Annotated in this window: 15 protein-coding genes; 11 read left to right on the plus strand and 4 right to left on the minus strand. The window is 48.9% G+C overall.

Annotation, left to right across the window (positions count from 1 at the left end; translation table 11 throughout):
- Window positions 1-9: 9 nt before the first annotated feature.
- On the minus strand, window positions 10-795 hold the full coding sequence (locus XMG59_RS01060; RefSeq protein ID WP_173480856.1) for a sulfite exporter TauE/SafE family protein: 786 nt from the start codon (window positions 793-795) through the stop codon (window positions 10-12).
- 230 nt (window positions 796-1025) lie between these two features.
- Here XMG59_RS01060 and cysD point away from each other — a divergent pair, with 230 nt between their 5' ends.
- The 11 genes from cysD to XMG59_RS01115 all read left to right on the plus strand — a co-directional run bounded on the left by cysD (window position 1026) and on the right by XMG59_RS01115 (window position 11068).
- Window positions 1026-1943: a sulfate adenylyltransferase subunit CysD gene (cysD, locus tag XMG59_RS01065; RefSeq protein WP_173480855.1), complete on the plus strand. Its 918-nt coding sequence runs from the start codon at window positions 1026-1028 to the stop codon at window positions 1941-1943.
- A 10-nt stretch (window positions 1944-1953) separates the two neighbouring features.
- Window positions 1954-3609 carry a sulfate adenylyltransferase subunit CysN gene (cysN, locus tag XMG59_RS01070; RefSeq protein WP_173480854.1) on the plus strand — a complete coding sequence of 552 codons (1656 nt, stop codon included), beginning with the start codon at window positions 1954-1956 and terminating at the stop codon, window positions 3607-3609.
- Window positions 3610-3725: 116 nt separating this feature from the next.
- Window positions 3726-4307, plus strand: coding sequence for an electron transport complex subunit RsxA (rsxA, locus tag XMG59_RS01075; RefSeq protein WP_173480853.1), 582 nt, complete (start codon window positions 3726-3728; stop codon window positions 4305-4307).
- 9 nt (window positions 4308-4316) lie between these two features.
- On the plus strand, window positions 4317-4910 hold the full coding sequence (gene rsxB / locus XMG59_RS01080; RefSeq protein WP_173498073.1) for an electron transport complex subunit RsxB: 594 nt from the start codon (window positions 4317-4319) through the stop codon (window positions 4908-4910).
- The gene (gene rsxC / locus XMG59_RS01085) at window positions 4907-6979 is read left to right on the plus strand and encodes an electron transport complex subunit RsxC (RefSeq protein ID WP_371743707.1); all 2073 of its coding nucleotides are present in this window, start codon (window positions 4907-4909) and stop codon (window positions 6977-6979) included. Before rsxB ends, rsxC begins: the two co-directional genes overlap by 4 nt.
- Before the next feature lie 9 nt (window positions 6980-6988).
- On the plus strand, window positions 6989-8041 hold the full coding sequence (locus tag XMG59_RS01090) for an RnfABCDGE type electron transport complex subunit D (RefSeq protein ID WP_173482436.1): 1053 nt from the start codon (window positions 6989-6991) through the stop codon (window positions 8039-8041).
- A 2-nt stretch (window positions 8042-8043) separates the two neighbouring features.
- Window positions 8044-8700: an electron transport complex subunit RsxG gene (gene rsxG, locus XMG59_RS01095; RefSeq protein ID WP_173480850.1), complete on the plus strand. Its 657-nt coding sequence runs from the start codon at window positions 8044-8046 to the stop codon at window positions 8698-8700.
- Complete coding sequence (locus XMG59_RS01100; protein ID WP_173480849.1) at window positions 8690-9400, plus strand: electron transport complex subunit E; 711 nt, start codon at window positions 8690-8692, stop codon at window positions 9398-9400. The genes rsxG and XMG59_RS01100 overlap by 11 nt, the downstream gene beginning before the upstream one ends.
- A 3-nt stretch (window positions 9401-9403) precedes the next feature.
- A complete protein-coding gene (gene nth, locus XMG59_RS01105) occupies window positions 9404-10039 on the plus strand; it encodes an endonuclease III (protein WP_173480848.1) in 636 nt (211 codons plus the stop codon).
- 8 nt (window positions 10040-10047) lie between these two features.
- On the plus strand, window positions 10048-10458 hold the full coding sequence (locus XMG59_RS01110) for a DUF2185 domain-containing protein (protein ID WP_173480847.1): 411 nt from the start codon (window positions 10048-10050) through the stop codon (window positions 10456-10458).
- A 196-nt stretch (window positions 10459-10654) separates the two neighbouring features.
- The gene (locus XMG59_RS01115) at window positions 10655-11068 is read left to right on the plus strand and encodes an Hsp20 family protein (protein WP_173480846.1); all 414 of its coding nucleotides are present in this window, start codon (window positions 10655-10657) and stop codon (window positions 11066-11068) included.
- Between the two features lie 205 nt (window positions 11069-11273).
- Here the strand turns inward: XMG59_RS01115 and XMG59_RS01120 are convergent, their stop codons facing one another.
- Genes XMG59_RS01120 through purF form a run of 3 tightly spaced genes read right to left on the minus strand, consistent with a single transcriptional unit; the run spans window position 11274 to window position 14992 of the window.
- The gene (locus tag XMG59_RS01120) at window positions 11274-12221 is read right to left on the minus strand and encodes a tRNA-dihydrouridine synthase (RefSeq protein WP_173482435.1); all 948 of its coding nucleotides are present in this window, start codon (window positions 12219-12221) and stop codon (window positions 11274-11276) included.
- Window positions 12222-12232: 11 nt separating this feature from the next.
- A complete protein-coding gene (locus tag XMG59_RS01125) occupies window positions 12233-13462 on the minus strand; it encodes an O-succinylhomoserine sulfhydrylase (RefSeq protein ID WP_173498074.1) in 1230 nt (409 codons plus the stop codon).
- 9 nt (window positions 13463-13471) lie between these two features.
- A complete protein-coding gene (gene purF / locus XMG59_RS01130) occupies window positions 13472-14992 on the minus strand; it encodes an amidophosphoribosyltransferase (protein WP_173480843.1) in 1521 nt (506 codons plus the stop codon).
- Window positions 14993-14995 lie beyond the last annotated feature (3 nt).

The following is a 14995-nucleotide window of genomic DNA, read 5'->3' on the forward strand; positions in this document are numbered from 1 at the left end:
AATATTCTTTTAAACCGCTAAAACGAAACGGATACCTATCGCCATTAACAGACTGCCGATAATCGGCTGCATCAATTTAGGAGATAGATTCGCCCCTAATCGACTGCCTAACCAAACCCCGGGCAGTGAGCCCACTAATAGGTAGGCCAAAAGCTCCAAATCCACTGTACCCATCTGCATGTGACCAAACCCTGAGAAAGCCGTGAGCACGACGGCATGGACTAAGTCCGTTCCAACGATCGTACCCATTGAAAAACGCGGATAGAGCAAGATCAGCATGGCGGTTCCTAGCGCACCTGCCCCTACTGATGAAAGTGTGACCAACCCACCCAAAAAGAGACCACATAGCACCGTTAGATAGGGACGCAACTTTACAAGTGTTTGCGCAAAAGTCGTATCGGACTGCTTGTCTGAAAAACGACGAATTGCCTCACGAAAGAAGACTGCAATAGAGGTGAGTAACAGAGAGATCCCAAGCGTTAAGTTGATGGTTGATTCGAGAGTTGCCACCGAATCAACCTGACTGAGAAGAATCAGCGTCAAAAATGAGCTTGGCAAACTCCCCAACAACAGCAGTGCCGCTACACGCCACTCGACCAACTGTCTCTTTGCGTAATTAATGATGCCACCCGCTTTAGTAAATGCGGCGTATAGAAGATCCGTACTCACAGCCACTATTAAAGGCACACCAAAACCGACAATTAATATAGGCGTCATCAACGCGCCACCACCTATACCGGTTAAACCAATAACGAAACCAACCAAAAGGCCAGCAAAAGAGTATCCAAATTCCATGTGGTTGCTCCGTTATAAAGATAAGAATATAAATTACGAAATGGAATATATATACCTTTCTATATAACTCAAAATAATATTTAGTCGTAATATTATCCGAATCAGTTATATAGCTAATATTTATAGATGATAAATTTTATATAACCAAAACTGCTATCTTAATTTTTATATATTCTTTTGGGTTATATAAATTGGTATGCATAATGCGTTTTCGAAATTAAGGAGGCGCTATGAATCTTATTAGCTCGGATCGTTTGACCCATCTCAAACAGCTTGAAGCAGAGAGCATTCACATCATTCGTGAAGTGGCTGCTGAGTTTAATAACCCTGTTATGCTCTACTCTATCGGTAAAGATTCATCAGTCATGCTGCACTTAGCCCGTAAGGCTTTTTACCCTGGCAATCCTCCTTTTCCACTGCTTCATGTCGATACCACTTGGAAATTCCGAGAGATGATCGAGTTTAGAGATCAGATGGCAAAAGATGCGGGTATGGAGCTGTTGGTTCATATCAATCAGGAGGGCGTCGATATGAACATCAACCCCTTTGTCCATGGGTCCGCAAAACATACTGACATCATGAAGACTCAAGGCCTTAAGCAGGCTCTAAATAAGTATCAGTTTGATGCCGCATTTGGGGGTGCTCGTCGTGATGAAGAGGCGTCTCGCGCCAAGGAACGCGTCTTCTCATTTAGGGACCAAAACCACCGTTGGGATCCAAAAAACCAGAGGCCAGAGCTGTGGAATATCTACAACACTGAGATCAATAAAGGCGAGAGCATTCGTGTCTTTCCTTTATCGAACTGGACAGAGCTAGATATCTGGCAATACATATACTTAGAGAATATTTCTTTAGTACCACTTTACTTTTCTAAGCCGCGTCCAGTGGTTCAGAGAGATGGCATGACCATCATGGTCGATGATGAGCGTTTACCACTTAATGACGGTGAAGTACCTGAACAAAAATCGGTCCGTTTTAGAACCCTAGGCTGCTATCCATTAACGGGCGCCGTTGAATCTACAGCCACAACACTGCCTGAGATCATTCAAGAGATGCTATTGGCTACCACCTCTGAAAGGCAGGGCCGCGCTATAGACCATGACGGTGCAGGGTCCATGGAACAGAAGAAAATCGAAGGATATTTCTAGGATAGATATTATGAGTCATCAATCATCCCTTATTGCCAGTGATATTAACGCATACCTTGAGCAGCACGAGAATAAAGAGCTGCTCCGTTTTATCACCTGTGGCAGCGTCGATGACGGCAAGTCCACTTTGATTGGCCGCCTGCTTCACGACTCTAAAATGATCTATGAGGACCAACTTGCTGCCATCAATAAAGAGAGTAAGCGTGTTGGCACAACCGGCGATCAACCTGATCTAGCGCTGTTGGTCGATGGCCTTCAGGCCGAGCGTGAACAAGGCATCACCATTGATGTCGCTTATCGTTATTTCTCTACTGCAAAACGTAAGTTCATCATTGCCGACACACCCGGTCATGAGCAGTACACACGAAACATGGCGACCGGCGCATCAACAGCGGATTTGGCGATTATTCTGGTCGATGCCCGATACGGCGTTCAGACACAGACACGTCGCCACAGCTACATCGTTTCCCTACTGGGTATTAAACACATTGTCGTCGCGATCAACAAAATGGATCTCGTAGAGTTCGATCAGAATCGTTTTAACGAGATTCAGGCAGAGTATCTCGCTTTGGCCGATAAACTGGGCTTATCCGATATTCACTTCTGCCCTATATCTGCACTGCAGGGTGATAATGTTGTCGATCCATCCATCAACACTCCCTGGTACTCAGGTCCAACCCTTATGGAGTTGCTAGAGGATGTAGATACTGGACGTGCAACGTCTGAGGCTTTTCGCTACCCCGTACAGTATGTCAGTCGCCCTAACTTAAACTTCCGTGGCTATGCAGGAACCATCGCATCAGGCTCCATAGAGGTAGGTCAAGAGGTCAAAGTCCTTCCCAGTAATAAGCAATCCAAGGTTAAATCGATCGTTACGATGGATGGGAATCTTGAACGTGCTTTCGCTCCGATGGCCGTCACGCTGACGCTTGAAGATGAAATCGATATCTCACGAGGTGACACGCTGGTGCTGGCGAATGATGAGGTCGAGCCCATTAACGCCTTTAGAGCCAAACTGATCTGGATGGACCAATCTCCCCTTAAGGTAGGCAACAACCTTCTCATTAAAACAACAGCAGCGAAATCCTCTGGTCGAGTCACTGATATTCATTTCAAAGTGGATGTGAATAGCCAAGAGGCCTTGCCTGCAGATTCATTGACGCTTAATGAGATTGCAGAAGTCAGTCTGCAACTCGATCGCGCGATTCAGATGGATCCCTACCTAGAAAATGGTTCGACCGGATCCTTTGTTGTTATTGACCGCTTAACCAATAGAACCATTGCCGCGGGCATGATGGTTGACGCTGAGCAGCCGATTGAGAACAACGAAATACACTCTGAAACGGTGGTTGATGCTAGCCTTCGAGCTCGTCGCCTAGGCCATAACGCTCTGATTGTTGGACTACCGAATGTCACAAATTCGGTGCTGTTCACTCTGGAGAAACGTCTCTTCGATAGAGGCCTTCTACCGGCGGTGAGCAGCCGACTAGACGATGCAGTACTGTTAAAAGAGGCAGGACTCGTTGTTCTCAGTACTATCGAGGATGGAAGTGATATTGTCATTGGACCGCATGCAAACGCTGAGGTTTATCTCGATATCACCCTACCGACCGAAAAACAGGTAGATTTGATTCTGCAGTCACTGACTGAACTAAAGTTACTTTAGCGACGTCTAATTGACCTGAAACAACCGTTGATACTGGGTTATAGAGGCGGTTTAGGGTACACTCTAAACCGTTTTTATTAAGCTTCTTTTTGCTTTCAACGCCATAGCGATAGACGATGACTGAGTTTCTATTAATTTTAATCAGTACCGTACTGGTGAATAACTTTGTACTGGTTCAATTTCTAGGCTTGTGCCCCTTCATGGGGGTATCCAACAAGCTAGAGACCGCCATGGGGATGTCGCTCGCGACCACCTTCGTACTGACGCTCTCTTCTGTCTGCAGCTACTTGGTCTACACCTATCTGCTACTGCCATTTGATCTGATCTATCTACAGACGGTCAGTTTCATTCTCGTGATCGCTGTGGTTGTGCAGTTCACGGAGATGGTCGTACATAAAACCAGTCCACTGCTCTACAAGCTACTGGGTATCTTCCTGCCACTGATTACCACCAACTGTGCGGTATTGGGTGTAGCACTGTTGAACATTCGCAAACAGAACGACTTTATCGAATCCATTGGTTATGGTTTTGGTGCTGCAGTTGGCTTTTCGTTGGCACTGATTCTTTTCTCGGCGCTGCGTGAGCGCATTGCCGTTGCTGAGGTGCCAGTTGCCTTTAAAGGTCCAGCCATCGGTATGATTACGGCTGGCCTTATGTCACTCGCCTTCATGGGCTTTGCTGGCCTGGTTCAGTTCTAAGGTGGCCGCATGAGTAGCGTTGCACTAGCCATTCTTGTTCTCGCCATTCTGGCATTGATCTTTGGTGTCATTCTTGGCTTCGCAGCCGTCCGCTTCAAAGTGGAGGGTGACCCGATTGTTGATCAAATTGACGCCCTATTACCACAAACTCAATGTGGCCAATGTGGTCACCCTGGCTGCCGCCCTTACGCTGAGGGTATCGCAGCAGGTGAAGCGATCAATAAGTGTCCTCCAGGCGGGCAGGCCACCGTTGACCAACTAGCAGAGTTGCTCAATGTAGACTCTATTCCTTTGGACGCAGAGCACGGGGTCGAGGATGTTCGCAAGGTCGCTTACATTCGTGAAGATGAGTGTATTGGCTGCACTAAGTGTATTCAAGCCTGCCCAGTCGATGCCATTTTAGGTGCAGCAAAACAGATGCACACCGTCATTGTCGATGAGTGTACCGGTTGTGATCTCTGTGTTGAGCCCTGTCCTGTCGACTGTATTGATATGTTGCCAGTGGCGACGACAACACTGAACTGGAAGTGGCCAGAACCACCTCAAACCAATAATCTGATTGCGACGGATAGACAGCCTCGCTTTGAGGAGAATCCATCGTGAAGGTATTCAGTTTTCACGGCGGCATTCACCCGCCAGAAAATAAGAAGCAGTCTACTCGCGCTTCAGTGCGGACCATGCCCATTCCTAAAAGCTTGGTCATTCCAACTCAGCAACACCTTGGCCTAGCCGCTGACCCTGTTGTCTCTGTTGGAGATAAAGTACTTAAAGGACAAATCATCGCTGAACCCGTAGGTCGTATTAGTGCGTCGTTGCATGCACCAACCTCCGGCACCGTTACCGCGATCGAAGCACAACCCGTGCCGCACGCGTCGGGTCTAACCGCTGAATGTATTGTGATTGAATCAGATGGCCTAGATCAGTGGATTGAACATCAGGCAATTGATTATAAGGGCATAGAGCGTTCTGCACTGGTTAACCAGATTCGCCAAATGGGTATTGCAGGTATGGGTGGTGCAGGCTTCCCAACCGATGTGAAATTGAACTTGGGTTCAGATCACATTGTCACCACCTTGATTATCAATGCGGCTGAGTGTGAGCCCTACATTACTGCTGACGATATGCTGATGCGTGAGCACGCCTCTGAAATATTAGAAGGTATTAAAATCATTCAGCATCTGTTGGAGCCAACTCATACCCTAATTGGTATAGAGGATAACAAGCCCAACGCGATTCGCGCCCTCAATGAGGCGCTCGCTGAAACTGATATCGATGTGGATCTCGTCGTGGTTCCGACCAAATACCCTTCCGGTGGTGAACGCCAATTGATTCAGCTTTTAACCGGTGTAGAAGTACCGAGTGGCAAAATACCGGCTGACATTGGCATTGTGGTGCAAAACGTTGGGACGGCTCAGGCGCTGCATCGCGCGATCAATCACGGGGAGCCATTAATACAACGTATTGTGACGGTAACCGGTGAGGCAGTTGAGCACCCTGGGAACTTCTGGACACTGATCGGAACACCTTTTTCAGAACTGCTTTCGGCGGCTGATCTAAAACCGGGCGCCATGCATCGTCTGGTGATGGGCGGTCCAATGATGGGGGTTGCCGCAGAAACCGATTCAATTCCGGTCATCAAAACAACCAACTGTCTGATCGCGGCGACCGATAGCGAGATGCCCGAAGCGCCTGCGGCACAGCCCTGTATCCGATGTGGAATGTGTGAACAGGCCTGCCCTGCACAACTGCTTCCGCAGCAGCTCTACTGGTTTGCAAAAGGCAAAGAGTTTGAGAAGGCGAAAAACCATAACCTGTTTGACTGTATAGAGTGCGGAGCTTGCGCCTACGTCTGCCCTAGCAGCATTCCTCTGGTGCAATTCTACCGTTTTGCCAAATCTGAGATCCGTGCAGAGGAACTTGAACAACGCAAAGCTGACCATGCTCGTGAGCGATTCGAAGCGAGACACGCTCGCCTAGAACGCGAGGCAATCGAGAAAGCGGAACGACGTAAAGCACGCGCGGCTGAAGCGGCTAAAGCTCAAGCAGAACGTAAGAAACAGTCCAGCAGTGAAACTGCGCAAGATGACACAGCGGCACTGAAAACAGCTGCGGCCGTTGCCAGAACCAAATTGAAGAAAGCCGAAATCGCCCTCAAAAATGCCCAAGATAAAGGTCTGGATGGCGTTGAAACTCTGCAAGCGACTGTCGATAAACTTAAACAGGCAGCGACTGAGGCTGAACAGGCCCTTCAGAACAGCTCTACAACGGAAGCAGTCCAATCAACGCCAACTAAGAGCGAACCGAAAGAGACTAAACCGGATCTAAAAGCGCTGAAGCAGCAAGTTTCGATCATGCGCACCAAGTTGAAGAAGGCAGAAGCCGCCGAAGAGAAAGACGAAAGCGAAATCGAAGCGTTGAAGTCTCGCCTAGAAGAGGCAAGCAAAGCCCATACTGATGCTGACAATGCTCTGATTGAACTGGCCCAGAGCGCAGGAATTGATCTTAAACAGCTGCGCATTGATGTTGCCATGGCGAAGGTTGCCATAACCAAGATTGAACGTGCGATCAGCAAGAGTGATGACGAGACAGAGCAAGAAGCTCTGAAAACCGATCTTGAGTCAGCCAAAAGTCATTTCGCTCAACTTGAATCACAACTTAAACCGTACGAGTAGGATTAACAGATGTCACTGATACGGATGAGTTCACCCCACGTTACCCGCAGCAATACCAGCTCTGGTGTCATGCAGCTAGTCATTCTGGCGATGATTCCAGGCATACTCGCGCTGACCCTCTTCTTCGGTTGGGGTACTTTGATTCAGGTTGCGATCTGCCTAGCCTCAGGGCTCGCGTTTGAAGCGCTTGCTCTGAAGATGCGCGGACTGCCCATTTCACGCTACCTAGGTGATTATTCCGCCACGGTAACGGCACTTCTATTAGCAGTCTCTATACCGCCCTCAGCACCGCTCTGGATCGGTATTGTTGGGATGTTTGTTGCGATTCTATTTGCTAAACAGGTTTATGGCGGCATTGGTAATAATCCCTTTAATCCAGCAATGGTCGCCTACGCCCTACTGCTGGTCTCATTCCCGGTTCAGATGACCAGTTGGAACCTTCCCTACGTATTAAGTGGCAGTGAGGGTTGGTCCATTCCAGCTATATCGGAGTCACTGTCACTGATCTTTGCCGGATCATCACAGATGATGGATGCCTACACCGGGGCGACCCCTTTGGATATTCTGCGCAACCGTGATGGTTTTACGACAGAAGAGATGTGGCGCAGCAATCAAACCTTGATTGAGGGTGCCGCAGCCTATCACGCCCTTTCGGCCGCATGGTTTATGGGTGGCATCTACCTGATCTACAAAAAGGTATTCACTTGGCATACCCCTGTCAGCATTCTTGTCACCCTAGGCTTGGTGAGTGCCATCGCTTATGGTGTCGATCCCAGTAATTTTGTTGACCCGTTTAATCACCTAACACTGGGTGCCACTATGTTAGCGGCGTTTTTTATCGCTACGGATCCGGTTTCATCCGCTACCAGTAACCGCGGTCGAATCGTTTTTGGTATGGGTATCGGATTGTTAATTTTCATTATTCGAACCTGGGGTAACTATCCTGATGCGGTTGCTTTCTCGGTTCTTCTAATGAATCTAGCGGCGCCAATGATCGACCACTACACCCAACCGCGTAGTTACGGCCATAAACGTGCACGTCTTGGACCCAAAGGAGAGTGAGTATGGAGATCAATGAGAACCCTACCACCACTCAATCCATCTCTAAGAGCGCGGTTGGTATTGGTCTATTTGCCGTTTTGTCGGCTGCTGTGATCGCCATTACCCAAGTGACGACGGTCGATCGTATTGATGCCAACGTTCGTGAAGCTGAATCGAAGGCACTCTATGAGATCTTCCCTGCGAGCATTGATGAACAGCTGTATGACCATCGCATTGAACTGGATGCAGGACAGCTGAACGTCGAGACTGGGACCACTGGTTACCAAGCGATACAAAACGATCAGGTAGTGGGGGTTATTTTACCGGTCACCTCCTCTCAGGGTTACTCTGGCGACATTGATCTGATTGTCGGAATCAATGCGGACAGCTCCATTGCTGGTGTGCGAGTCATCTCCCACAAAGAGACCCCAGGGCTTGGCGATAAAATCGATAGAGCTAAATCAGATTGGATAGAAAGCTTCAGAGGGACTCGTCGACAGGGTCAAGATGATTCAAACTGGGCCGTGAAAAAAGATGGCGGTCAATTTGATCAATTTACCGGTGCAACGATCACACCTAGGGCTGTCGTCAAAGCAACCAGCGTTGCGTTAGACTACTTTGAGACCCACAAGAATCTGTTATTGTCACCCGCGAATCGTGAGAAGAGCTATGCAGAGTGAAACACAGACACTGATTAAGAATGGGTTATGGACTAACAACCCAGCCCTGGTTCAACTACTTGGACTCTGTCCACTACTCGCCGTCACCAACTCGGTGGTTAACGCGCTAGGACTTGGATTGGCGACACTGGTCGTTCTGACCGGCAGCAACTTGACGGTATCACTGTTCCGCAAGCTAACACCTGAAACGGTTCGTCTACCCATTTTCGTGATGATTATTGCCGCCTTTGTCACCGCCATCGAATTACTGATGCAGGCCTTCACTTATGAACTCTATACCATTTTGGGTATTTTCATTCCGCTCATCGTCACCAACTGCGTGATTATGGGTCGCGCCGATGCCTTTGCCTCTCGAAATGCGATCAAAGAGTCGTTTATTGACGGCTTCTTTATGTCGATTGGCTTTATGCTGGTCTTGGTCATTCTCGGCGCGATGCGTGAGCTACTGGGCACCGGTGCTCTGTTTGCCAACATGGATCTTCTATTCGGAGAGATGGCAACGAACTGGCATATTACACTGGCAGATGACTACCCTAACTTCCTATTTGCCATTCTACCGCCGGGCGCATTCCTCGGTTTAGGCCTTTTGATCGCACTGAAAAACCTGATTGATCAGCGAATCAAAGAGCGACAACCAATCCCTGAGCCAACCGAAGCTCCCGTAAGTACGGGTTCGAAACGGGTCCGCGTAACAGGCTAAGCGATGAACAAACTAAAACGCATCGAGATCTTCGAGCGACTAAAAGCGGACAATCCACATCCAACAACCGAACTAGAGTACAGTTCGCCGTTTGAGCTGCTGGCAGCCGTGCTTCTATCGGCTCAGGCTACTGACGTTGGAGTGAACAAAGCGACTCGCAAGCTATTCCCTATCGCCAACACACCGCAGGCGATCATTGATTTGGGCATTGAAGGGCTTAAAGAGAAAATTAAGACCATCGGCCTATTCAATACCAAGGCTGAGAATCTGATGAAGACCTGCCATATGCTGGTCGATCTTCATAACTCAGTGGTTCCAGACAACCGAGAAGATCTTGAAGCGCTCCCAGGCGTTGGACGCAAGACCGCCAATGTCATTCTAAATACCGCCTTTGGCCAACCCACCATGGCAGTTGATACCCATATATTCCGTGTCTCCAACCGGACCGGGATCGCCCCAGGTAAAAATGTATTAGAGGTCGAGAAGCGACTGCTGCGCCTTGTGCCAAAGGAGTATTTAATCGATGCCCACCATTGGTTGATACTGCATGGCCGCTATGTCTGCGTCGCTAGAAAGCCTCGATGTGGCGCCTGTAACATTGAAGATTTGTGTGAATTCAAAAAGAAAACAGACTACTAGGATCCATTATGAGCAACGATGACAACAAGCCCTACCAAGGTGAAACCAACCAGACCAAAAATGGCTTTTTAACACTGATGTCTCGTTTAGTAATTGATGAAAAGTTGCCGGTTCGTTTTATGTATAAAACCGTCCCTGAGCATCTAAATGATACCGGATGGCGACTATTCACTGGGTATGAAGATGATGAGTTTCTAGCCAACGAACAGGTGAATATGATTCCCATGCCCACAGAGAAAGTCGTGAAAATAGACCCCTCCTTAGAGCCCCTGCTTGAGTACAACGCTGGCACTGTCTGGGAGCGTGCACCTGAATCCGAAGGCTGGGAGCGTGTCTACGACTATAAGATTCCAAGTGCTAACGTCGATGTCGAGATCACCAATGATGTGGATCAGTTCGGTAACGAAACAACCCACTGATTAATCTCTATTAATCGCGACCCTTTTTACCCTACTCCCTTGGGTCGCGATTCAGTTAAATTCCGCTCTTGAATTTTCTAGTTACTATCCCCAAATAATCTATGTAGGCAGTGACCATGAGGTACTGCACTTCCTAACCACGCCGCTTGGGTGGTTTAACTTTGAACTACATATTGCTTAATTTGAGGATATGACCATGCGTAATTTTGACCTAACACCCCTATACCGTTCAGCAATTGGCTTCGATCGCCTAGCCAACATGATTGATACCGCTAACCGAAGCGAACAATCAGCTTACCCTCCGTACAATATCGAAGCGACCGGAGAGAACTCTTACCGCATTACTATGGCTGTAGCCGGCTTTACTCGCGAAGAGATTGAGATTACCAGCGAGAGCGGCAACCTAGTGATTCGTGGTAACAAAGCGGAAGATCAAGTAGAGCGTACCTACCTCTACCAAGGCATCGCAGCCCGTAACTTTGAGCGCAGATTCCAACTAGCCGATCACGTCCGCGTTGAAAATGCGTCGATGGAAAATGGACTGCTTCACGTTGAATTGATCCGTGAAATTCCAGAAGCGATGAAAGCTCGTCGGATTGAGATTAGCTAAGAATAGACTTAAAAAAACGCGGCATTTGCCGCGTTTTTTAACCGTGACTGGCCTTCAGCCTGTCATCGACCCTTGCCGCTTCTTCCAGAAGATAGAGCAAAATCTACCAGCGGATGACAGGCTGAAAGCCAGTCACCGTCACGAGATGTAGGAGCGAATTAGCGCGAAGCGATAAACCGCGATCTGTTATGAAAGCCAAAACTGATTACTGGAGTCGGCTTTTAAGAACATCCCCAATCTTCACAGCATCCCGCTCGGTTCTTAGCTCTTGGAATAGCTCTTTGGCTTGCGGATAGTGCCAGCCCAGCATATTGCACCACTGTTTAATACGACCATGCACATGACGCTCTTCAATTAACGAGAAGACATCATCATAAAACTCAAGGATATTCGGCTTTAGCAGCTGCCAACACTCATCCAAATCGGTCGGGTAGCTTCTATCTTTAATCTGAAGCGGTAGCAGTGGGTTAGCGACCCAGCCTCGCCCAATCATGACATCCTCACACCCACTGACCTCTCGGCATCGGTCATAGTCTTCGACGTTCCAGACTTCGCCATTGGCAATCACCGGGATCGAGACCGCATTTCGAATCTTGGCGATCCACTCCCAGTGTGCCGGCGGTTTGTACCCTTCTACCTTTGTGCGGGCATGCACAGTAAGATAGCTCGCACCAGCCGCTTCGATCGCCTGCGCATTATCGATTGCCAATGATTTGTCTTCATACCCTAGGCGCATTTTAGCGCTGACTTCGATATGGCTAGGAACCGCATCACGCACCGCTTTAACGGCATCATGAACGACCTCGGGCTCCTTAAGGAGAATCGATCCACCCCTACTCTTATTAACGGTTTTGGCGGGGCAGCCGAAGTTCATATCAATCGCAGGCGCGCCCAACTCAAGTGCAGTTAAAGCATTTTTAGCCAGGGATTCAGGATCAGAACCCAATAACTGAACAACCAGAGGGGTATCGCCGTAACCGCAATAATCCTGTTTCAGCTCTGGGATCAGTTTATGAAAGACTTTAGGGGGAAGCAGCGTGTCGTTAACGCGCACAAACTCGGAGACCATCTGATCGGCGCCGCCCACTCGAGCGATGAGGCGACGCATGCTGTAATCAACAACGCCCTCCATCGGCGCAACAATCAGACGCATAAAAGTCGATTTTAAATGGCGTCTAAGCCACGCTGTAGATCGCGCTTGAGATCGTCAACGTTCTCTAGGCCTACAGAGAGACGAATCAAGCTATCTTGAATACCCGCTTCTGCACGAGCTTCAGCTGACATACGTCCGTGAGTCGTCGTTGCAGGGTGAGTGATTGTGCTCTTAACATCGCCTAGATTACCGGTAATCGAGATGACTTCGGTTGCGTCGATAAACGACCAAGCCGCCTCTTGCTGGCTCAGGGTATCGCTCGCAACTTCAAATCCAAGTACCGCACCAAATCCTGATTGCTGACGAGCAGCCAGTTCATGTTGTGGATGCGAAGCGAGACCTGAATAGTAGACTCTCGCTACTTTAGGCTGGGCCTCTAGCCACTGTGCAATCTCTAGTGCAGCCTCGCTGTGCGCTCTCATTCGCAGTGGAAGTGTCTCTAAGCCTTTTTGGAAAACCCATGCGTTGAATGGACTCAGACAAGAGCCCGCTGTTCGGATAAACCCGAACACCTCTTCCATATCAGCGTCTGAACCAACCACAACGCCACCGACAACACGCCCCTGTCCATCAAGGTGTTTAGTAGCCGAGTGCATGACAATATCCGCGCCGAGCGACAGTGGCTTTTGCAAAGCGGGTGTTAGAAAACAGTTATCCACCACCAACTTAGCGCCCGCTGCATGTGCCACGTCAGCAACGGCCTGTATGTCCGTCACCTCGGCTAAAGGATTACTAGGCGTCTCTAAGAAGAACATACGGGTTGTAGGGCGCACGGCCGCTTGCCATGCGGTTAAATCTTTAGGGTCAACAAAGGTCGTTTCGATCCCCGCTCGACTCACGTACTTTTCAAATAGTGATACGGTTGAACCAAACACAGAGCGAGAACAGACCACATGATCGCCCTGTTTCATTAATGACAAACAGAGACTCATAATGCCCGCCATCCCTGAACTGGTCGCGATGGCGCGCTCCCCACCCTCTAGCGCCGCAATACGACGCTCAAAGGCTTGAACCGTTGGATTGGTAAAACGTGAGTAGACATTGCCTTCGATGTTGCCGGCAAAGGTATCAGCAGCCTCTTTTGCTGAGCTGTAGACAAAACTAGAGGTTGGGAAGATTGCGTCGGAGTGTTCACCCTCTTCACTACGCCACTGACCCGCTCTAACTGCGAGCGTCTCTACCGCGTAGTGATCATCACTGAACTGAATCCTTTCAGGTCGTTCGAACTGCTTACTTCCCATGCTTCATCCTTAAAAAGCTTTATGTAGGTTGGTAGACTCGTTTCCTTCGGTCTGTTCATCATCAGCACTCGCCTTAGCACCGTCGTTGCGCTTAGCATCGATGTTATCAAGGTAACTGCTGGTCACTGTTCCAGTGACATACTCGCCATTGAAGACACAGGTATCGAACTGAGTAATCGCAGGGTTAAGATCTGTGACACAGGCTTTTAGATCATCAAGATCTTGGTAGAGCATCCAATCACAACCGATCTCTTTACCCACCTCTTCCGCAGTACGACCATGTGCAATCAACTCACTGGCACTGGGCATGTCGATACCGAATACGTTGGGGTAACGAACTTCAGGGGCTGCTGAGGCAAAGTAGACTTTACGCGCACCTGCATCACGTGCCATTTCAACAATCTGAGCGGACGTAGTACCACGTACAATAGAGTCATCAACCAGCATAACCACTTTGTCTTTAAACTCAGATTGAATCGGGTTCAGTTTTTGACGAACCGACTTCTTACGCTGAGTCTGCCCAGGCATGATGAAGGTACGGCCGATGTAACGGTTTTTGATAAAGCCTTCGCGGTAGGTCACTTTCAGGCTTTTCGCCATCTCAAGTGCCGCTGTACGGCTGGTATCAGGGATTGGAATGATGACGTCGATATCGTGCTCTGGGAACTCACGGCGCACCTTATCCGCCAATTTCACACCCATCGCCATGCGCGCGTTGTGAACCGGTGTCTCATCAATGATCGAGTCTGGACGAGCTAGGTAGACGTACTCAAACAGACAAGGAGCAAGCACGGGTGTTTCAACACACTGCTTGGTAAAGATCTCACCCTCTTGAGTAATGAAGATCGCTTCACCAGGCGCCACATCACGCACCATCTCGAAGCCGGCAGTATCCAACGCAACACTCTCTGAGGCCACCATGTATTCAACGCCTGCTTCGGTTTCACGCTTACCGTAAACCAGTGGGCGTATGCCAAAAGGATCACGAAAAGCGGCCAGACCCAGACCGGTGATGATCGCAACAACGGCATAACCACCCTGACAACGCTTATGGACCGTTTCCACGACGTTGAAGATATCTTCAGAGGTTGGGTGTAACTTGCCCAACAACTGCAGCTCATGGGCAAAAACGTTCAGTAACACTTCTGAATCAGAGGTGGTATTGATGTGGCGAAGATCAGAACGGAACACCTCATCAGCCAACTGCTCAGAGTTGGTTAGGTTACCGTTGTGTGCCAACGCAATACCGTAAGGTGAGTTGACATAGAATGGCTGAGCTTCTGCTGAGCTTGAGCTACCGGCTGTTGGGTAGCGCACGTGGCCAATACCCATCTCGCCATTCAGTTTTTTCATGTGTCGTGTACGGAAGACTTCGTTGACTAAGCCATTATCCTTACGCAGATAAAAGCGGTTACCTTCACAAGTAACCATACCCGCAGCATCTTGGCCACGGTGTTGTAGGACTGTTAACGCATCAAAAATTGTCTGGTTAACATAGGTTTTGGCTACGATGCCAACTATTCCACACATCCG

Origin of the sequence: Marinobacterium sp. xm-g-59 (assembly GCF_013283315.1) — a bacterium.
Classification (GTDB): domain Bacteria; phylum Pseudomonadota; class Gammaproteobacteria; order Pseudomonadales; family Balneatricaceae; genus Marinobacterium_E.